The sequence below is a fragment of the Pseudorhodobacter turbinis genome, from assembly GCF_005234135.1.
In the GTDB taxonomy this organism is placed as follows: Bacteria; Pseudomonadota; Alphaproteobacteria; order Rhodobacterales; family Rhodobacteraceae; genus Pseudorhodobacter; species Pseudorhodobacter turbinis.
On the sequence record NZ_CP039965.1, the window covers coordinates 510882 to 530916 of the forward strand.

Genomic DNA, 20035 nt, shown 5'->3' on the forward strand with positions numbered 1-20035 from the left:
TGGCTTGAAGTCGGTCAAACCAGAGTTGAACTGCCAGCTGCGGTGTCGGCACGGTGATTGCTTCGAGGCGCGATTGACCAAGCGTTCGATTTCGATCGGCACTACCGAGTGATGCCGTCTGCACTTTCTCTAAGCCGTCTCGGGTTTGCAGATAGAAGTTTAGAAAATGCGGACTCATAATGAAGTGGTCCTGCTTTTCTGAACAGGTTTGCGGCTCAGCTAAGGTGCATCGGGGTTAAGTTTCATGCTGCTTGGTTCATCTGTATTGGGTCAAAGTATGCGTCGTCTGGTGTCCGTTTATCAAGCGCGGTGTGCGGCCGCTCGGCGTTGTAGAATTCGAGCCATTCGTCGATGACGCGTTTGGCTTGGAACCCGTCCTGCAATTCGTGCAGGTAGACAGCCTCCTGTTTCAGTGAACGCCACAGCCTTTCGATGAAGATGTTGTCGAGATAACGTCCTCGGCCATCCATTGATATTTTGATCTTGGCGTCGGTCAGGGTGGTGATCCAGGCCGTCCCTGTGAACTGCGATCCTTGGTCGGTATTCATTATCTCGGGTTTGCCGTATTCGGCGATGGCCTCCTTCAAAGCCTCGACACAAAAGCTGGCATCCAACGTATTCGAGAGCCGCCACGCCAGCACCTTACGCGTCGCCCAATCCATGATTGCCACCAGATAAAGGAATCCGCGCCGGACCGGAATATAGGTGATATCGCTGCACCAAACTTGGTTTGGGCGCGTGATTGGCAGTTTCCTCAGCAGGTATGGATAGATCGGGTGCTGGGGATGCTTCTTGCTGGTGTTTGGGCCCTTATAGATCGCCTGCAACCCCATAACGCCCATCAAGCGGCGCACGCGGTGGCGACCAGCATGAAACCCGTTTCGCGGCAGGTAGGCTGCGATCTGGCGGCTGCCAAAGAACGGGTATTTCATGAACACCCGATCGATTTCATTCATCAGCTTCAGGGTCTCGGCATTCACACCGACCGGCGCATAATACAACGATGACCGGCTGATCTTCAGAAGTTTACATTGCTTCGTCAGGCTCAGGTCAGTGCGATCAGCGTTGATCATAGCCTTGCGTTCAGACGGGCTCATCGCTTCAGCCCTTGTGACAAAAAATCGTTCTCCACCGCCAGCTTCCCGATCTTGGCATGAAGCTCTTTGACTTGGGCCTCGTTGTCTTCGACCTTCTTTGCCTTGTCGGAAAACACGCCGGTCAGGCCGTCAATTGCCTGACGCTTCCATGTCGTCACCTGCGTTGGGTGGATCTTGTGCTTGGCTGCAATCTCTTGCGCCGTCTTGTCTCCGCGAAGTGCCTCAAGCGCTACCGTGGCCTTAAACTTGTCCGAAAAACTACGTCTCGTCGTCATTTCTGTATCCTGTCGTCAATGCTGGATACATCTTAGCACGCTGTCTGAATTTGCCGGACCACTTCATAACTTCCGCCACTGGCACGCATGTCAGATAACGGTGCGAACCAACGCGCCCATGATCATTCGATCCAGCGACGGCAAAAGCGCCTTCCCAAGCCTTGATATTACTGAAAACCAAATCGCCTTCCTCAATACGAAAAAGCTTCTGCCATGTCAGATCTGACCCTTGAAGCGTTGGCTTATGGAACAAACCGCGACCGAATGACCTTGCCCCGAGTTCAGGGTAAGACTCGGCTGGTTCCACCTCGACCGGGCGGCGGACAAGCGGGGCGACTTCGGCCATGGGTCGAAGAGGTGCGCCGTCAATGGCGCGCAGGAAGGCCTTTAGCAGCATGGATTGGGCTTCACGTTCAGAAGTCTCGATCGCGCTCCGACGCTTGTCGACCAAGGCTGAAACATCGTCGAGCCTCTGGACGATGCCGCGCTGCTCATTGAGTAATGGTAACGGAATCGAAAGTGACAGGAATTTGTCCGGCGAGATTGTATCGCGCCGCGCACCCATCCCGCGAGATTTCAACCGTAGTTCTTTCCACGTAGGAGAGAAGCGAAGAAACCAACCCACGTAGCCGATCAACGCCCGATCCTCGTTACATGCAAAGGTTGGGAACTGAGTAGAAAGAAATCGCCCGGCATGTGCGCGATCCACGACCGCAATACCACCTTCCCACCCCTTCAATTGACTAAGAACTACTTGGCCTTCCGCCAGCCTGTGGAACCGCTTGTAAGTAGTCTCAGAGCCCTTCAATGGCTGACGGTGAAATAGACCTCGTCCGAACCCGTACACGCCTGACATTTCATACGTTGCTGCGGGATCGATCTCTTGCGCATCGATATCAAGTCGCAGGATGTCAGAAAGCAAAACCTGATCTTGATCCATCAAGAACGCTCCGCCAAGATGGACTTGATTTCGTCCATGATGTCGAGGATTCGCTTTTCTTGATTGATAATCGCATCCACAATTTCGGCCGAGTCGCGGTGGTCCTCGACTTCTCCGGAATGTGGATTCTTGATGTCGAGATTGCAAGATGTGACGCGATCCTGTTCATCGCGCTGGATCAGGTCTGTGGCCGAAACCTTCCAAGCCTGTTCGTTTTCTTCGCGATTATTCCACCATTGAAGGCAGCCGCCGAATTCCTCATATGCCATCGGCGCGGTTTTTGAGTATTTCTTGCGGCCCTCTGGCAGGGGCAATTCATAGTACCAGATATCTTTCGTCGGTCCGCTGGTATCGAAGAAAATCAGGTTGGCCGGGATATCCGTGTAGGGCGCAAACACCCCCTCACGAAGGCGCACGACTGTGTGCAGATTGAACCTCTCCAGCAAGTCGGCCTTGATCCGCGCCGAGATGCCATCGCCGAACAATGTGCCATGTGGTACGACGACTGCCGCGCGTCCCCGCCCGGCGCGTTTCAACCGCCGCATGATCAGCTGGAGAAAAAGCAGCGCCGTTTCCGCTGTGCGGCGATCCTCGGGGAAGTTGTTAAGGATGCCGATCTCTTCTTCGCCGCCAAAAGGCGGGTTTGTCAGAATGACGTTGACGCGTTGATCCTCGCCGATTTCCGCGAGACGAAACCGCAGCGCGTTGCCAGGATCGATCCGCGGGGCGTGAAGGCCGTGCAGCAACAGATTGAGTTGGGACAGCAGGAACGGCAGCGATTTAGCTTCGCCACCGAAGAAGCTGTCTTCCTGCAGAATCCTGTGCTTCTTGACCGTGTCGGCCTGTCGCTCGAGGTGCTGGTACGACTCAGTCAGAAAGCCCCCCGTGCCGCAGGCCGGATCGAGGATAGTCTCACCAAGTTTGGGGTCTGTAACCTCAACCATGAAGCGCACTACCGGCCGGGGCGTGTAGAACTCGCCGGAGTCCCCCGCGGCATCGCGCATTTCGCGCAGTAGCGTTTCGTATAGGCGTCCAAGCGTGTGAACCTCTTCGGACGAGTCGAAGTGGATGCCGTCGATCAAATTCACTACGTCACGCAGAAGGTAGCCGCTTTCCATACGGTTGGCGAAGCCCTCAAAAACAGTCGCGATCACGTCGCGCCGCTCTCGTCGGCCATTGTCACCTCGTAAACCACGCAGATAGGCAAACAGGCCGGGGCCACGGCTTCCGCCCGGTCGTTCAGCTTCGTCGGCGACGAGAAACGACAGGAGGTCGGGGCCAGTAATGCCGTCAGCGTCCGCCGCCCAGTCCCGCCAGCGATAAGGGGCTTCGATGATTGAACGATAGTCCTTGCCCGCCAAATCCGCGCGCCCTTCCTCAATCCGCTCCATGTCATCAAGGAATTTCAGGAACATGATCCAGGTGAGCATTGGCAGACGGTCGAGGTCGCCGTTCAAGCCCTTGTCCTTGCGCATTATCTTGCGCGTGGATTTGATGATGCTGTCGAGGCGCTGCGCAGTTGTCAATTGCTTCGGCGCAGCCTTCTTGCGGGCGGTTTTGGCCAATGTGGCATTCCTTCAAATTCAAGCGGTGTAAAGCAGACGCTGCAATTCAGTAACCGCGCTTCGCATTTCTTTCCCCCCGCCGAAGCGAGCGGCAATTTCAATTACATTACCCCATTCGTTGAATGGTGGAATTTCGAGCAAGTCGGGAAGCTTAAACTGGGCACTGCCGTGTTCGGCATACTTTTGGAGCACAGCATCCAGAACTTCGCGGGCGTCGGGCCCGAAGCGAACCAGAAAATCGTTCTGTTCAAGTAGCAGACGATCCGCACGCTCACGGCGGGTGCGCAAAGGCGCATTGTAAGCAAGATGGCAAAGAAGATCGAACGGATCAGCTTCCGGTTTTCTAACCGCTTCTGCCAGGGAGTCGAGGTCTATACCCTTCTCTTCCAAACGTTCAACAATCTCTGCTCGGCGATCGGGGTCCAGCCAATCTGCACGAAGCTCAGAGGCATTGGGATAAAGAGTGCGTACTTTGTCGCCAGTATAATCAGTCAATTGGCGGCAGGCGAGTTGGCGTCCATCCGAGTCGAGGTCGTAAACAAGATGTCGGATGATCGAAACCTCACCGCCATCGACGTAAAATTTTCGATGACCGGCCTCTGGTTCGTTGTCGAGATCAACTGTTCCATCCGGAAAATCTGGGAAATCGTCCGGATCCGGCACCGCCTCTTCAATCTCGCGATTTTCAATTACATCACCGTCTTCATTGATCAGCGCTTCGTCTTCGCGAACGGGATCGCCATCGAAATCTGGGTCGGCAAACATCCGTGTTGCCGTGCCCGTATAGTCGACGATGTTGAACGCGAGTTTTCCATAGTCAGCTCTGAGACGTGTACCGCGCCCGATGATCTGCTTGAACTCCGGCATTGAACCCACCACGCGCGCCAGAACGACGTTCTTGCAGGTTGGAGCATCGACGCCGGTAGTCAAAAGCTGCGACGTAGTGAGGATGACCGGCGTCTGAGTTTCGACATCTTGGAACTTGGCCCGATGTGCGCTGCCGACATCCCCCTCGTCGGACGTGACGCGACAAACATAGTCGGGGTGATCTTTTACCAGATCGGCATTCAGGGCAGCGAGCGCCTGTCGCATTTCGAGAGCATGTTCTTGGTCCACACAGAAAACAATGGTTTTTCCGAAACGATCGGTCTCCGCCATGAAACCTGCCAAGTGTTTCGCGATCGCCTGCGTTCTCGCACGAAGTGCCACAACCCGCTCAAAGTCTCGCGTGGAATATTCGGTGTCGGGGATTTCGCGTCCATAACGGTCGAGCTCGCCCCGCGTCGGGCGCCACCCAGCGGCGTCGTAGTCCGAGATGACTCGGTGAACTCGGTATGGAGCAAGGAAACCGTCGGCGATGCCCTGCGCAAGACTATATTCGTATAGCGGTTTGCCGAAGTAGTTATAGGTGTCGAGGTTTTCCTCGCGCCGCGGCGTTGCCGTCATACCTATCTGGGTCGCTGGCGCGAACCATTCGAGAATCTCGCGCCAATTGCTATCGTCCCGGGCGCTGCCCCGGTGGCACTCATCAATTATAATCAAGTCGAAGAAGTCACGTGCATATTCGCGATAAAGGCCAAGGCGATTTTCATCGCGTGCGATAGACTGGTAAATTGCAAAATAGATATCACGGCTTTTGACGGCGACACCGCCTGCTATTTTGTGTCGAGCATCCCCAAATGGGCTGAAATCCTTCGCCATAGGGTCATCGACCAGCACGTTTCGGTCGGCGAGAAAGAGGATCTTCGGTTTGCGGCTGACACCCTTCGAGTTCCAACGCGCCGTCCAGAGCTTCCAGCAGATTTGAAAGGCGACTGCGGTTTTTCCGGCACCCGTGCACAGCGTCAACAGTGCACGCTTCCTGCCTTGAAGCGCGGCCTGAACAGCTCGATTAACTGCGATTTCCTGATAATATCGGAGAGGCTTTGCTCTGTCAGGGAACGTAGGGGTTAGCAGCCGTTCCGCCATGTCATCATCGACGATACCCTCGGCACGGCGTAGACGCATCCAAAGATCAGCGGGCGTGGGAAAATTCCGGATCGTCCGTTCGATACCGGATATATAGTCAAATTCTACGATTTCGATCCCATTAGTGGAATAGGCAAACTGAAGCCCGAGAATCTCGGCATATTCCTTGGCTTGCTGTAGCCCCTCCGCAGCATGGCTGAAACGGGACTTGGCTTCCACGACTGCGATTGGAAAGTCTGCATTGTATCGTAGTAAATAGTCCGAGCGCTTCTGCCTTCCACGACGGGCCTTGCCACCGATGAACACCACTCGGCCATCAGTAAAAGTTCTCTGCTCGTTAATCGCGTGCGGGCGATCATCCCAACCCGCTGCTTGCAGTTTGGGGACTACGAATTTCCTACAGGTATCAGCCTCATTCATAAGCAACCTTCTTAGCCCGGTATCGACACTCAATTGCAAGGCTAAAACCTGTCAAAAAAATGAGCACAAAGCAACGCGCAATTCTTTGGTTTTGAAACGTTTTCATTGTCTTTTGATTTCCAGATCCTACAGCCTGCATGATCTTCCCCGCAAGCCCCAATGCGTCTTCGGCCCGATTGCCGGAGTCGCGCAGGGAGGTTAGGGACCGATGATCTTTTACTCTTTGAAAACAGATGCGTAAAAAAAGGGGCTGTCCGAAGACAGCCCAAAAATCCGACTTACCACTTACCATTCACTCGCGCGAAAACCTCGAAGGTGGGCAGGCGCTGTTTCAGTCGGTCCGTCGCCCTATTGTTCCGATATAGGTTTAACGTACAAGAATCGAGATGAAATCGCATTTCTCAGCCTTTTTGATGGGCGGTTCAGTATATCTTTGGACAGCCTAATCTACCTCGCAAGATCATATTGAAGCAGGTTGATTGCTTTATTAGCCAAAGCTTTGAACCGGTAGGCATCGGTCACGCTAATTTCCTGTGTGTGGGCTGCTTCGTTCCGCAAACTCTGGAGATGCTTGATCATGTCAATCGTGTGTGCGTGAATGACCCCCATTCCATATAACTTCACTCCAAGTTGTAGAGGGGCGATCTTTTTCTTCTCCTGAGGCAAGCCAGATTTCTTAAAGGAACGCTCTAATTCCAGCTCCACATCACGCCAAGAGTCGAGCACGGCAGCGCTCGGTGAAACCTTGGCTATTTCTATGAAACGATCCTGCCCTTCGGATATCTGATGCGACACAGGATCATAATCGGAAGCCTGTTCATCGTCTGCGGCTTTGCGCGTAGCGAGCTCTGATACCTCGCTTGCAATCTCTCCGGCATCCGCATCTGACTTTGTCGGCAAACCGCTGGCTTGCGCTTCGATCTTATCCAATTCGTCACTAAAATCGACTTCGGCGTTGCCATACTTTGCTCGCCTAATCCGTTTGAGAAGCTGGCTGATTTGCCCCCGATAAACCAGCGCGACAAAGCTGATCGCGACAGGCCATGCCGTGGAGCCTATGACCGTTGATGACCATTCTAACCAGTCCATGCTAAGCGTCTCTCATTCTATCTGGCCATATCGGCACTAATATTCTTCAGAAATTTTTTTGAGGTGTGGCCCGACGGCAGCTAAGTATCCCTGTTTTAACCGGTAGGTAAAGAACTTCACATACCACTACCAATTTAAGTAATGTCAACTCAGGCAGATCAAATCGGGGCCTATTTGAGTGTTCAAGACGCAAAACTCACGAGTGTTCGCTCGAGGGTCTGAGATTGGCAATTGCCGCCTTTCCCTACCAATGTTGGGGACCTTGAAGCCAATAGACCGTCCATATCTCCGACGTGATCAGCGAGGTTTTCCGTCTATAATAATATCATCATAGAAGATATTAGCCGCACCTGCCGGTGTCTTGAAGCGAAGTCCCCAGTCAGGGCAAGCAATCAGGTGCTGTGCAACGTCCTCCAGAGATCGATAGAATACAGCGTTCCCCGACACATTGTGACCATCTCCGGCCGGGTGTACCCGATAGCCCCCCCTCTTGCCGAAGCGATCTACTTTCGTCTTCACGTCATTTGGAGCATACCAGTGTGGTTCCAAGGTGACGCCCTTCCAATCAACGGTTATTTTCGTCATGATTGACGTCCTTCTTTCGTCGGGCAGAGAACCAAATTAGCAACGCTGCAATTCATACCTGAAAAACCGGATACTTAACAAGCCGTTGTAGAGTTGATCGATGATCATCAAAGACGACCGGCAGGGCCAGCTCATTCCCCCCGCTGACCTTGGACGGCCTGACCGTGCCACGGATGACCGCTTCGAGGACGCTGCGCCTCCGCGATGGATATCGTGGCGAATGTCAGGAGAGGGCCGATTGTGGGAACTGCCTCCGACAAGGTGGCATCAATCGTCTTTGGTCCAACCCGCTTGCCCTTCGCAGAACTCGCAGCCCGAATGGTAGCTAAATTCCAGGTCGCCACCCCCGATTTGCCGTTCATTGCACCATTCGCACAGTGGGGCCGAGTCGTCAGTTGCCAGACATTCGGTGCAGATGAACGTCTCGTGGTGCTGGACAACGGTATGGTATCTGGACCGGCACCCTGCCCCACACCGGGCCGGTCCTGACAGTGCGAGGCTCGCAAGCGCCTGGTTGAAAGCATATCAAGTGGCCTCCAGCGAGCATTAACTCCAGAAGCGTTAATGGGCAGAACTCGATAACTTAGCCCGCTATTGAGTACAGGTGGAGCAACCGACAACCGCGCGCAGCTTTCAGATTGCGCAGCGCGGGTGTCGGTTGCGGTAAATGGAAGTACATCAAGCAACTTTGGCGCCTTGTTTCGAGGCGCAAATAAACAGGGCTCTTTCATCTCGATCGCTCGGCCTGGAAAATAGGGCAAACAGCTGTCCGTCCAAAGAGAAAATGACAGTCTGAGCGATCGGTTCTACACTACGAAACATGAACTCGAGACGGATCTTATGGGTTACTGGCAACCTTTGCCTAAGTCTAATTGCAGAGAGGCGCGAACAATGCCGAAGCTGAGCAACCACTTTCGACCCAAAAAACCGCCAACTATATGAATATAAATTGAAATATCTGGAACTCTTTACATGCCAGCTAAATCCGGGCCCTGACACCGCTGAGGCCAATCCGAAGATAACCTATTGAAAGGACTGACTGATACAGATGCTTTACACATTTTCACAACACTTACTTGCTGAGCTTCCTCGGCAACCGCGAGTGATTTGCACCATATGAAAAGATCCAAGGGCCGGGGGAAACCCCGGCCCTTTTTCGTTGCCACCATATGATGCCTTTGCCAAGCACAGCTGCGCCGAATGCTGGTGGCGCGCAGCAAGAGTTTATAGGCAGGGCCTTGCACGGTGCACTACGGGGCTGCATCCACCGACTGCGAACAGCCTTTGACGTCCCCTTCAGCACAGCTCTGGTGGCAGAGGGCGGCGTCCCCTAGGCCCCCTGCCGCATGACGGCCAAGGCACGGACCTCGCATATCCACAAATGAAGAAAGCCGCCCCAAACAGGAGCGGCTTCTATATCGAATCAGATAGACGAGATCTTACTTGATCTTGCCTTCTTTATACTCAACATGTTCACGCTTAACCGGGTCATACTTACGGATAACCATTTTTTCGGTCATTGTGCGGGCATTCTTCTTGGTCACATAGAAGTGCCCGGTGCCCGCCGTCGAGTTCAGACGGATCTTGATCGTCGCCGGTTTCGCCATATCGTTTCTCCTGCGTGCGAGGGAAACATATTTCCCCGCGAAATCCTAATATCGTGCGCTTATGCCTATCTCATTGCCCCGAGTCAACGCGATATTCTGGCTTTTACTGCATCTTTTTTAACTCTTGCGGGGACCCGTCCAAAATCGATGAAAAGGCATTGCGCGGATGGCCTATAAGCCGGATTTTGTTCCGGGGGTTACCCCCCTTCGATGACCATTCCTCTGGCCCCACTGTTACCAGTGGGATCTAGCTGCCAACCCGGGCCTCTGGGCTGAAGCGTCCCTGCGGTCTGCCCGAAGGCAATCCCGCGTGAGGCCCCTATTCGGCATTGCTCCGGGTGGGGCTTGCCATGCCGTCCGTGTTGCCACGTCCGCGGTGGGCTCTTACCCCACCGTTTCACCATTGCCCTGACATGCAGGGCGTTCTCTTCTCTGTGGCGCTTTCCCTTGGGTTACCCCAGCCGGGCGTTACCCGGCACCCTTGCCTCATGGAGTCCGGACTTTCCTCGCATGATACGGTTTCCCGAAGGACTTCGCATCACACGCGGCCATCCAGCCATCCGCGCAAGAAATGCACTACGCGCCCTTGGCCGCGCGGTCAATTGCAAAGCGTCCAGCAAGGTCTTGTGCAAGCCCCGCATCGATAGGGTCAACAGGCCCAGAGGCGGCAGGGCGAAACCGCAGGCGAAACGCCGCGAGCAGATCATCAGCGGGCACATCGGGATAGCCAAAGCGCTGCGCGAAACCGACAAAACCACATGGATCAGCCTCTAGTGTGCCCTGGGGCCAAACCGACAGCCCCGCCCGCGCCAGCCTTGCCCAATCGAAACGCGCCCCCGGATCGGACTTGCGCCCCGGCGCCATATCCGAATGGCCGATCACCCCTTGGGGCGGGATCGACCAGCGCGCCATGATCCCCGACAGCAACCCCTCAAGGGCCGCCATCTGTGGTTCAGGGAAAGGTTCGAACCCGTCATTCGCCAGCTCAATCCCGATAGAGCGGGAGTTGAGATCATCCAAGCCGCACCACTGCCCCGCGCCGGCATGCCACGCACGCACGGCCTCCTCCACCAGCGTATGGGTGGCGCCGTCATAATCAAGCAGGTAATGCGCCGAAACCTCGGCCGCGGGATCACAGAGCCGCGCATGGGCCGCCGCACAGCTTTCCATCGCGGTATAGTGGATCACCACAAACTCAGGCCGCAAGCCGTCGCGCCGTTCGCCAAAATTAGGGGACACCGGCACAGGCCGCGCCTTATTGCAGGGCGGTACGGAAGGGGCGCGGATCCCAGCCACAGGCAAAGCCGTCGCCATCAGGATCCAAGCCCTCACGGTCGCGCGCGGGGCCGCCATTGGCCAAGAACGCCTCTTGTGCCAGATCGGGCGAGGCGTATTTGGCACAGGTCACAAGCGCATCGCGGGTGAACAGACCCCCACGTTTATACATCTGCGTACCGGGGGCGTGGGTCGTCGACAACGCGAACTCTACGATGTTCGGCCCGATATTGCCGCTGCGTTGTGGCAGCGCAGTCGGGGCGATCACCTCATATTGTGCGCGTTGATTGGCAAGCCTTTGGGCATCGCTTTCGACGGTCTCACGCCCCGCAACCGCGTCAAAGCTTTGCTCATCGGAAATGCCGTTTGACCGCATTTCGCCCGTTTCCTGCCGAATCCCCGCAGGCGCATTGCCGCGCGGGCGCGTGGCCCCCGTCGCCACTGGGCCTTGACCGATCACACGACCCGTCGGTAGGCCCGTGCCATTCTCGGCGTTATCAAGCGCCGCACCGACACTCTCGGTCGAGAACGTCGTGGGGCTTTGCGGCACCGCGTCAAGCGGCACACCGTCCGCCTGCGTATCTCGCTGGCGGACATAGTCGGAATAATCGCCGAACCCGACACCCGCCCCGCTATCAGGCACAGCAGGGGCACAGGCGGCAAGCACCAAAAGGACAAAAATGGCTTTAGTCGATTGCATGCGCAACTCCGGCAGCGGCAGTATGAAAACCGTGATCTACCACCATTTTTCCGGCTTGGCCACAAATCCCGCAGCTTGCTCCAACACATAAGCATGATTAAGCAAGCCCGCCTCGTCCCACGGTTTACCGATCAGTTGCAGCGCAAGCGGCAAACCCTTGGTATCTTGGCCCACGGGAACGGAAATCCCCGGCAGGCCCGCAAGGTTCACGGTCACGGTAAAGACGTCGTTGAGGTACATCTCGATCGGGTCCGCGCTGGCCATTTCACCAAGCCCGAACGCCGCACTTGGGGTGGCAGGCGTCAGGATCGCATCGATACCGCTGGCAAAGGCCTGGTCGAAATCTTGCTTGATCAAGGCCCGAACCCGGCGCGCACGGTTGTAATAGGCGTCATAGAACCCTGCAGAAAGAACATAAGTCCCGATCATTATGCGGCGCTGCACCTCATGGCCAAAGCCTTCGGCGCGGGTTTTCTCATACATCTCGGTGATGCCATCGCCCGGCCCCAGCTTGGCGCGGTGGCCATAACGCACCCCGTCATAGCGCGCGAGGTTCGAGGACGCCTCGGCGGGGGCAATCACGTAATAGGCAGGCAATGCGTATTTGGTATGTGGCAGGGAAATATCAACAATTTCAGCGCCCGCATCCTTAAGCATGGCGGTGCCATCGGCCCAGAGCTTTGCGATCTCGGCCGACATACCGTCCATCCGGTATTCCCGCGGGATACCGATTTTCTTGCCACGGATGTCGCCGGTCAGCGCCGCCTCAAAATCCGGCACGGGCAAATCAGCGCTGGTGCTGTCTTTCGGGTCATGGCCCGACATCGCCTCCAGCATGATCGCCGCATCGCGCACCGATTTCGTCATCGGACCGGCCTGATCCAAGGATGAGGCAAAGGCAACCACGCCCCAACGGCTGACACGGCCATAGGTCGGCTTGATGCCCACGATACCCGTAAACGCCGCAGGCTGACGGATAGAGCCGCCCGTATCGGTGCCGGTCGCAGCCAAGCACAGATCCGCCGCAACCGCCGCCGCAGACCCGCCCGACGACCCACCGGGCGTAAGCTTGCGATCATCCACCTTCCAGGGGTTGATGGCATTGCCGTAACAGGATGTCTCATTCGACGACCCCATCGCGAATTCATCCATGTTCAGCTTGCCCAGCATCACCGCGCCAGAGCTGAAAAGCTGCGTCGTCACGGTTGATTCGTACTCGGGCTTGAAGCCTTCCAGAATCCGGCTGGCCGCCTGTGACGCCACACCCTTGGTGCAAAACAGATCCTTGATCCCTAGGGGAATCCCGCACATCGCAGGTGCATCGCCCGCCTTGATCCGCACATCAGCAGCCTGCGCCATTTCCAGCGCCATATCAGGGGTTTTATGCACATAGGCGTTCAGCCCGTCACCCGCATCCATCGCCGTCAGGCAGGCCATGGTCAGATCCGTCGCGGTCACATCGCCCTTGCGCAGGGCATCGCGGGCATCGGCGATGGTAAATTCATTCAGATGTGTCATTCCATCACCTTCGGCACTGCAAAAAATCCTTCCCGCGCATCGGGGGCGTTCTTAAGGATCTGATCCGTAATATTCCCGTCCGTCACAACATCCGCGCGCAACCGCAAATGCATCGGCGTGACCGAAGTCATCGGCTCCACCCCTTCAACATCGACTTCGTTCAACTGCTCCATAAAGCCAAGGATGCCCGAAAGCTCCGTCGCCAATGCGGGCAAATCCGCCTCTTCCACCCTGATCCGGGCGAGTTTCGCGACCTTTCGGGCGGTATCGATATCAATGGACATGCGGGCCTCTTTTCTTGTGTTGCCTCGGGTTTAACCTTGGCGGCGGATGGGCGCAAGCGGGGTCACAGCGTTCTTCGCGGCGTGACATCCATCCAGATCCCGTCCTTGGCCCGTACCGTCAAATGCGCAACCGGAACCGGCACCCGCCCCGCCACGGTCGCAAACCGGAATTCCCGCACCAAAAGCGCCAGCAACAGCGGCCCCTCGACCATCGCAAACCCCGCACCGGGGCACACCCGCGGGCCTGCGGAAAACGGAATGAAGGCATCACGAGCACAGGTCTTTCCGGCCTCGGTCTGCCAGCGGTCGGGGTCAAATTCATCGGGTCGGTCCCAGATCCGCTCATGCCGTTGGAGGTGCCAGGGGCTCAGGACAATCTGCGCGCCCTTTGCAACATCACGCCCGCGAAAGGTTTCGGGACAGGTGTTTTCGCGCACCATCATCGGCACCGGCGGATAAAGCCGCAGCGTTTCACGAAACACATCGCGGGTGAATTTCAACTTGCCCATCGCCGAGAATTCCAACGGATCGTCCAGTGTCATGGCCTCGGCCGCGACACGGTCTTGAATTTCCGGATACATCGCCAGCATATAAAGCGCCCAGCCAAGCGCCGAGGCGCTGGTCTCATGCCCAGCCAGAAAAAAGATCGCGACCTGATCGATCATATCCTCGGCACCAAAGACCTCGCCGGTTTGCGGGTCGGCGGTGGTCATAATCTTTGTCGCCAGATCATCAGGCGCGGTACCTGCGGCAATTTCTGCGGCACGTGCCTCGGTCAACTGACGGATAAGCCCTCGAATATTTGCCGCCGTCTGTTTGGTCCGGCGCGAATGAAAGCGCGGAAACCAGCGTGGTACCGGCAGAAAGGCCGCGAAATTCAGCAGCGGTTGCTCACGCTGATAGGTTTGAAACTGGTCAAAGACCTCGGCCGCAATCTCATGTTCGATCGGAATGGAAAAGAGCGTGCGAAAGATGACATCGGCGGCGGCATGGCTCATCTCAGGCTCGATCTCTTGCACGCCGGGTTGCAGTCTGGACGCCGCCGCCTGCCCCGCTGCGGCCATCGCCGGAAAGGTTTCGCGAATACGCCCGCCCTCAAACGCGGGATCGATAATCCGGCGTTGTTGCTTCCATTGGGCGCCGTTGGTCAGAAACACGGATGCGCCGAGCAAGGGCTTCAACCCCTCACGGATACGGTCGGATTTGGGAAAGTCATCGGGGCGTCCATTCAGCACCAACCGGATCAGGGCCGGATCATTGCACATATAGCTGCGAAAAAATGGGGTGCGAAATTCGGCCATCCATGCTCGGTAAAGCCGCGCAGGCTGTGCCGAAAGGATGTCATGACGAAACAGTTTCAGATAGCGCCACAGTGAAACCTTATCGGGTCGCGACGCTGGTTTGGGCGGGATCATGGCACCACCGAGATATGCTTATTCACCGCCCGCTCTATCCGCGAGGCCGAGGCGGGCCGTCCCGCATAGCGCGCGCCAAGGGTTTGCGCCCCTGCGGTGATCTGGAAATAATCATAGTCGCGCGGGCGGTCAAAGGCGCAAAGATATTGGAAATGCAGACGAAAGAAACGCCAGCGCAGCGCCTGCCAGCGCGCGGGCGACAAGGTTTGCGTGAAGGCCGCCGAAAACACCAACGGCCAACGCTTGCCCGCAGGGGCCACGCCCGACACCGACACCGGATCACAAAGCGCAAAGGCACAACCATCGCCGGGGGCCGTTACATCAACCCAAGTCAGCGCATCACTGGCCGAAAGATAGGCAAGATCGGCGCGCAACCGATGCGCTTTGGGCAAAAAGGACACCATAGGCACCACCTGCCCCAGCGACAGGAAGGACAACGCAGGCCGACCTGCGGGCACCTTACCCGCACGGATCAAATCGGCCAGAACCGACACCCCCAGATGCACGCCGGAGGAATGACCGACGACCAAAACCTCCTCCACATCCGCCGTCAACGCATCGGAAATCGCCTGACCAAAGGCCTCCATCCGCGCCTCAAGTTGCGGTGGGTTCATGCCATGTAACTGGGCCGAATAGGCATAGTCATGCATCAGGTAATAGGCATAAATCTTATTATCAATCCGGCGGAACCAGCGCAGCAAAGCCACCGCACCAACCAGCCCGGCACCAAGCCCCAAAATCCAGCCCCAGCCCGGCACAACCATTGCCCCAAGGGCCGTCATTCCGCGCAACAACAGCAGCGCCAACCCTAACTGCCCCAATAAAAACACCACTGGATACAGCGCCGCAATCACCGGTCCTTTGCGCAAGCGCATCAACCGAAACAGCGCGCCCGAGGCGATATAAATCCACGCGGTCCTGATCAATTGCACATAAGTCGCAAGGATGCCCGTCGCCATTGACCCCTTAACGATATCCGACCAGACCAGCACATCCACCTGCGTCTGGATATGCCGCCCATCGAAATGCCCGCCCACCTGCCAGCCGTAGGTGCCGCCTGCCCCTTTAGGCTTTATCTCGATGGTATAGCCGGAAATGCGGGCCTGCTCTGCCGCCTCTTTGCGGTAAAGCTCGCGGTAGCGGCGGGGGTGGAACGGGTCATAGCCGGGAATGTAGAAAACACGGCGGCGCGCAACGTCTTGGTCGCCTTTCATATGCCTTGTTGCCCCCTATGCTGCGATCACCCCAAGGTACTTAAAACAGGGAAAGTTTCCAACAGCCAGAATGAAAACGCCGAGAATGCGCCCGTCAACAAGGCCACACCCACCACGATCAGCAACACGCCCATCGCCCGCTCAATCATCTTCATATGGCGTTTGAGCCGCGCCATCACACCAACCGCGCGTTCAATAAACATCGCTGCCAGAATGAATGGCAAGCCAAGCCCCAGCGCGTAAACGCCAAGCAAGGTTGTCCCGCGCGTCAAGCTGGCCTCGCTTGCCGCCAGCGACAGGATCGCGCCCAATTGCGGCCCGATGCACGGCGTCCAGCCAAAGGCAAAAGCAAGCCCCAGCAGGTAGGCGCCAAAGGCCGATCCCCCCTGATCACCGGCATCCAGACGCGCCTCGCGGTCCAGCATGCCAATGCGGAAAACGCCCAGGAAGTGCAGGCCGAAAATAATGACAACCGCCCCTGAAACCTTGGACATAACATCCTGATACTGCAAGAAAAACGTCCCGAAGATCGAGGCGGTAAAACCAAGCAACAAGAACACCGTCGACAGGCCCAAAACAAAGAAAAGTGCCGGCAGCAAAACGTGCCGCCGCGCAGAGCCGCCCTTCATCTCATTCATGCTTATCCCGCCCATATAGGCCAGATACGGCGGCACAATCGGCAACACACAAGGCGACAGGAATGACAGAATCCCAGCAATAAGCGCCACAAACATCGAGGGAAAGAGGGCTGCGTCGAATAAGTCAATTCCGGCCATGCTGTGTCCTTTGCTATTGCGCTCGTCTTACCGCGTTCCACCCGCGCTTGTCACCTGAGCAGATTGTCACGTTCGCGTGGCCTGTCATAGAAAAGGGCGCAAGGTTTCCCCCGCGCCCCTCGTCTCAATCTATCTGCGCTTAGCGGCTAAGATTCCACCAGCCGCGACGGCGTGGTTTTGCCTCTTCCGTCGTGGCCTCTTCGGCGGCAACAGGTTCCGCCTGGGCTGGCTCGGCGGCCACAGCAACCGGCTCTGGCTTCGGCTCGACGACCGGCGCAGGTGTGGGCGCGGCAACCGGTTCCGGCGTTTGAACAACAACTTCCGGTTCAACCTTATCGACCGACGCCTCTGCTGCGGGAGCCTCTTTTGGCTTGGCCGCCCGACGGGTACGAGGCCGCGCCGGGGCTTTCTTGGCCGGTGCCGCTTCTTTTTCAACAGCGGCGTCACCTGCAACGGCATCAGCCTCTGCGGCCTCGGGCACAACCTTCGGCTTGCGGGTGCGGCGGGCTTTTGGCTTTTCTACGGGTTTTGCCGCAGCCGCTTCGGCCTCAACCGTTTCAACAACTTCGGCAGCTTCAACCACCGCAACGGCTTCGACAACTTCGGCCACAGCCTCCACCCTTGGCTTGCGGGTCCGCGAACGGGTTCGCTTTTTGGGCGCCTCTTCGGGGGTCTCTGCCTCGGCTTGCGCCGCTACGGGTGCAGTGTCGCCTATGTCGGCTGTATCGGCATCCTCGTCCTGATCATTGCTGTCTTGATCGTTGTTCTCGGCATCATCCGATCCGCCACTCGAGCGCCGACGACGACGCCGACGGCGCTTCTTGCGACCATTCCCGTCTTTGGGCTCTTCTTCGGTGTGGGTAGGTGTGGCTTCTACCTCGTCGTTCTCTTCCTCTTCCTCTTCCTCTTCCGAAGGAATTTCCGGATCTTCGATATCATCCGCAATCGCCCCCATCATAGAGGAGTTCCCCGAAATCGCAGCAGAAGCTTCTTGGACAACGCGCGTCGCGGTCTTGAACTTCTCAATGCTGTAATCCGGGCTGATCATTGCGGGATCACCCTCAATCCGGACCGACATGCCATAGCGCGCCTCGATCGTGGCGATATGTTCGCGCTTCTGGTTCATCAGGAAGTTCACCACGGCAATCGGCGCGCGCAGCAACACTTCGCGGGACCGCTTACGCGTGCCCTCTTCTTCCAGAGAGCGCAGAATTTGCAACGCCATGCTGTCGTCCGAACGGATCAGGCCCGTGCCATGACAATGTGCGCAAGGCTGGGTCGTGCTTTCCAGCATGCCCGGACGCAAACGCTGACGGCTCATCTCCAACAAGCCAAAGCCCGAGATACGGCCAACCTGAATCCGTGCGCGGTCGGTTTTCAGCTTGTCTTTCAAGCGTTTCTCAACCGCGGCATTGTTGCGCCGGTCTTCCATGTCGATGAAGTCGATAACGATCAGCCCTGCAAGGTCGCGCAGACGCAACTGGCGCGCAACCTCTTCGGCGGCTTCCAGATTGGTCTTGGTCGCCGTATCCTCGATAGAGCCTTCCTTGGTCGCACGGCCAGAGTTCACGTCGATCGCAACAAGCGCCTCGGTGATACCGATCACGATATAACCGCCGGATTTCAGCTGAACCGTCGGGTTGAACATCCCCGCCAGATAGCTTTCGACCTGATAGCGGGCAAAAAGCGGCGTCGCATCATTATAGGGCTGCACGGCCTTGGCATGGGTCGGCATGATCATGCGCATGAAGTCCTTGGCCACGCGGTAGCCTTCGGCCCCTTCGACCAGCACTTCATCAATCTCGCGGCTGTAAAGATCACGGATCGAACGTTTGATCAGGTTGCCTTCCTCATAGATCGCGGCAGGCGCTGAGGATTTCAGCGTCAACTCGCGGATCTGCTCCCACAGGCGCATCAGATATTCGTAGTCGCGGCGGATCTCAGGCTTGGTACGCTTGGCCCCCGCCGTGCGGATGATCAGGCCAGCACCTTCCGGCAATTTAATCTCGGCGGCGATTTCTTTAAGCTTCTTACGGTCGTTGGCTTGGGTAATCTTGCGGCTGATGCCACCACCACGTGCCGTGTTGGGCATCAGGACGCAGTAACGGCCTGCAAGCGACAGATAGGTCGTCAGGGCGGCGCCCTTGTTGCCGCGCTCTTCCTTGACCACCTGCACCAGCAAGATCTGGCGCACTTTGACCACTTCTTGAATCTTGTAGCGGCGCGCACGTGGGCGACGCGGGGCGCGGATCTCTTCGGTCACATCCTCATCGGCGACGGATTCAATCCCCTCGCCAGACTCCGAGGCGGTGTCCATCGCGCGGTAGGGCTCTTCCTCTTCCTCGTCATCGTCATCGTCATCGCTATCGTCGCCATCATTTGCGGCGTCATCGCTTTGGGCGGCATCGGCCTCGACAGCGGGCACATCGGCGGCGGGCTGCTCGGCAACATCTGCCTCAGCGGCTGCGGTCTCTTCGCTTTCCTCTTCCAGATCAACGACATCCATCGCCCCGATCTCGGCGGTTTTTACCGCGTCATCGTTCTTGGAGGATTGCGCACGCGATCCGCGGCGCCCCCGAGGCTTTTCTTTTTCGTCGCTATCCTCGGCCTGTGCCAAGGCGCGCTCTTCATCCAAAAGCGCCTGACGATCCGCAACCGGGATCTGGTAGTAATCGGGGTGAATTTCCGCGAAAGCAAGGAAACCATGGCGGTTTCCGCCATAATCCACAAAGGCCGCCTGCAAGGACGGTTCAACCCGCGTTACTTTTGCGAGGTAAATATTTCCAGCGAGCTGGCGTTTATTGATGGTTTCAAAATCGAATTCCTCAACTTTGTTTCCATCTACCACAACCACCCGAGTTTCCTCGGCATGGGTGGCATCGATAAGCATCTTCTTGGCCATTATGTTCCATAGCACCCAGTCGCGCCCACCGCGCCGGAAACTTTCCGGGGGGGCGATTTGCGCGGATGTGGTGACTTGTCTGGGCGAGGCTGCGCACCAATAGCGGCAGGTTCGGCCGTAAAGGCCCCCCGTCAGCTATGGCTAAATTCTCTGCGCGGCTCATCGCGGTTTATCCTGAATGCACTACTGCACTAATTGAAAGCTCCGCATTGTCAATGACTTGGCGGGCAAAAGAGAGGCCTCTCGGCCGGTGGTTCACCACGAGTCCATATCGACGAGCAGCTCGCCCATCCAATATTCCGCAGCGTAAATCTGTCGCGCTTACCAAGTTTGTCACATACTCGGAATTGCGTAATGCAACAATAAGGGTACAAAGCCTGTAAATACAATGGCTAATATGCAAGC

At 56.9% G+C, this 20035-nt stretch carries 15 protein-coding genes and 1 other RNA gene; all 16 read right to left on the bottom strand.

All coding sequences use genetic code 11. The annotated features are described in order from the left end of the window. Positions 1-242: 242 nt before the first annotated feature. Positions 243-1372 (bottom strand): IS3 family transposase gene (locus tag EOK75_RS14790; protein ID WP_420821923.1). Its coding sequence is split into 2 segments (ribosomal slippage): positions 243-1123 and positions 1123-1372, totalling 1131 coding nucleotides; the frame shifts between segments, so codons are not numbered across the junction. Then, on the bottom strand, positions 1356-2312 hold the full coding sequence (locus EOK75_RS14795) for a restriction endonuclease subunit S domain-containing protein (RefSeq protein ID WP_137194862.1): 957 nt from the start codon (positions 2310-2312) through the stop codon (positions 1356-1358). Before EOK75_RS14795 ends, EOK75_RS14790 begins: the two co-directional genes overlap by 17 nt. Next, positions 2312-3838 carry a class I SAM-dependent DNA methyltransferase gene (locus EOK75_RS14800; RefSeq protein WP_137195800.1) on the bottom strand — a complete coding sequence of 509 codons (1527 nt, stop codon included), beginning with the start codon at positions 3836-3838 and terminating at the stop codon, positions 2312-2314. Before EOK75_RS14800 ends, EOK75_RS14795 begins: the two co-directional genes overlap by 1 nt. A gap of 57 nt (positions 3839-3895) precedes the next feature. Continuing rightward, positions 3896-6265, bottom strand: coding sequence for an EcoAI/FtnUII family type I restriction enzme subunit R (gene hsdR, locus EOK75_RS14805; RefSeq protein ID WP_205965523.1), 2370 nt, complete (start codon positions 6263-6265; stop codon positions 3896-3898). Positions 6266-6712: 447 nt separating this feature from the next. Beyond that, positions 6713-7354 carry a hypothetical protein gene (locus EOK75_RS14810; RefSeq protein ID WP_137194863.1) on the bottom strand — a complete coding sequence of 214 codons (642 nt, stop codon included), beginning with the start codon at positions 7352-7354 and terminating at the stop codon, positions 6713-6715. A gap of 297 nt (positions 7355-7651) precedes the next feature. Further along, positions 7652-7939, bottom strand: a complete 288-nt coding sequence (locus EOK75_RS14815; RefSeq protein ID WP_137194864.1) for a hypothetical protein — start codon at positions 7937-7939, stop codon at positions 7652-7654. A 1439-nt stretch (positions 7940-9378) separates the two neighbouring features. Further along, complete coding sequence (gene rpmG, locus EOK75_RS14820; RefSeq protein ID WP_050527256.1) at positions 9379-9546, bottom strand: 50S ribosomal protein L33; 168 nt, start codon at positions 9544-9546, stop codon at positions 9379-9381. A gap of 158 nt (positions 9547-9704) precedes the next feature. Further along, positions 9705-10110: RNase P RNA component class A (rnpB, locus tag EOK75_RS14825), an RNA gene on the bottom strand. A gap of 12 nt (positions 10111-10122) precedes the next feature. Then, the gene (locus EOK75_RS14830; RefSeq protein ID WP_137194865.1) at positions 10123-10791 is read right to left on the bottom strand and encodes an N-acetylmuramoyl-L-alanine amidase; all 669 of its coding nucleotides are present in this window, start codon (positions 10789-10791) and stop codon (positions 10123-10125) included. A 10-nt stretch (positions 10792-10801) separates the two neighbouring features. Continuing rightward, positions 10802-11521 (bottom strand): hypothetical protein, encoded by a 720-nt coding sequence (locus EOK75_RS14835; protein WP_137194866.1) that lies wholly within the window; start codon positions 11519-11521, stop codon positions 10802-10804. A 36-nt stretch (positions 11522-11557) separates the two neighbouring features. Then, entirely contained in the window at positions 11558-13039 is a 1482-nt protein-coding gene (gatA, locus tag EOK75_RS14840; protein ID WP_137194867.1) for an Asp-tRNA(Asn)/Glu-tRNA(Gln) amidotransferase subunit GatA, read from the bottom strand. Next, positions 13036-13323 (bottom strand): Asp-tRNA(Asn)/Glu-tRNA(Gln) amidotransferase subunit GatC, encoded by a 288-nt coding sequence (gene gatC / locus EOK75_RS14845; protein WP_137194868.1) that lies wholly within the window; start codon positions 13321-13323, stop codon positions 13036-13038. The genes gatA and gatC overlap by 4 nt, the downstream gene beginning before the upstream one ends. 62 nt (positions 13324-13385) lie before the next feature. Then, entirely contained in the window at positions 13386-14738 is a 1353-nt protein-coding gene (locus EOK75_RS14850) for a cytochrome P450 (protein ID WP_137194869.1), read from the bottom strand. Continuing rightward, positions 14735-15952, bottom strand: coding sequence for a hypothetical protein (locus EOK75_RS14855; protein WP_137194870.1), 1218 nt, complete (start codon positions 15950-15952; stop codon positions 14735-14737). Before EOK75_RS14855 ends, EOK75_RS14850 begins: the two co-directional genes overlap by 4 nt. A 26-nt stretch (positions 15953-15978) precedes the next feature. After that, on the bottom strand, positions 15979-16728 hold the full coding sequence (locus EOK75_RS14860; protein WP_137194871.1) for a cytochrome c biogenesis CcdA family protein: 750 nt from the start codon (positions 16726-16728) through the stop codon (positions 15979-15981). 139 nt (positions 16729-16867) lie between these two features. Then, positions 16868-19630, bottom strand: coding sequence for an Rne/Rng family ribonuclease (locus EOK75_RS14865; RefSeq protein ID WP_137194872.1), 2763 nt, complete (start codon positions 19628-19630; stop codon positions 16868-16870). Positions 19631-20035 lie beyond the last annotated feature (405 nt).

Excerpts from the sequence above, each read along its gene's own strand:
- EOK75_RS14795 (WP_137194862.1), bottom strand. The coding sequence starts at position 2,312 with ATGGATCAAGATCAGGTTTTGCTTTCTGACATCCTGCGACTTGATATC.
- hsdR (WP_205965523.1), bottom strand. The coding sequence starts at position 6,265 with ATGAATGAGGCTGATACCTGTAGGAAATTCGTAGTCCCCAAACTGCAA.
- EOK75_RS14810 (WP_137194863.1), bottom strand. The coding sequence starts at position 7,354 with ATGGACTGGTTAGAATGGTCATCAACGGTCATAGGCTCCACGGCATGG.
- EOK75_RS14815 (WP_137194864.1), bottom strand. The coding sequence starts at position 7,939 with ATGACGAAAATAACCGTTGATTGGAAGGGCGTCACCTTGGAACCACAC.
- rpmG (WP_050527256.1), bottom strand. The coding sequence starts at position 9,546 with ATGGCGAAACCGGCGACGATCAAGATCCGTCTGAACTCGACGGCGGGC.
- EOK75_RS14835 (WP_137194866.1), bottom strand. The coding sequence starts at position 11,521 with ATGCAATCGACTAAAGCCATTTTTGTCCTTTTGGTGCTTGCCGCCTGT.
- gatA (WP_137194867.1), bottom strand. The coding sequence starts at position 13,039 with ATGACACATCTGAATGAATTTACCATCGCCGATGCCCGCGATGCCCTG.
- gatC (WP_137194868.1), bottom strand. The coding sequence starts at position 13,323 with ATGTCCATTGATATCGATACCGCCCGAAAGGTCGCGAAACTCGCCCGG.
- EOK75_RS14850 (WP_137194869.1), bottom strand. The coding sequence starts at position 14,738 with ATGATCCCGCCCAAACCAGCGTCGCGACCCGATAAGGTTTCACTGTGG.
- EOK75_RS14855 (WP_137194870.1), bottom strand. The coding sequence starts at position 15,952 with ATGAAAGGCGACCAAGACGTTGCGCGCCGCCGTGTTTTCTACATTCCC.
- EOK75_RS14860 (WP_137194871.1), bottom strand. The coding sequence starts at position 16,728 with ATGGCCGGAATTGACTTATTCGACGCAGCCCTCTTTCCCTCGATGTTT.
- EOK75_RS14865 (WP_137194872.1), bottom strand. The coding sequence starts at position 19,630 with ATGGCCAAGAAGATGCTTATCGATGCCACCCATGCCGAGGAAACTCGG.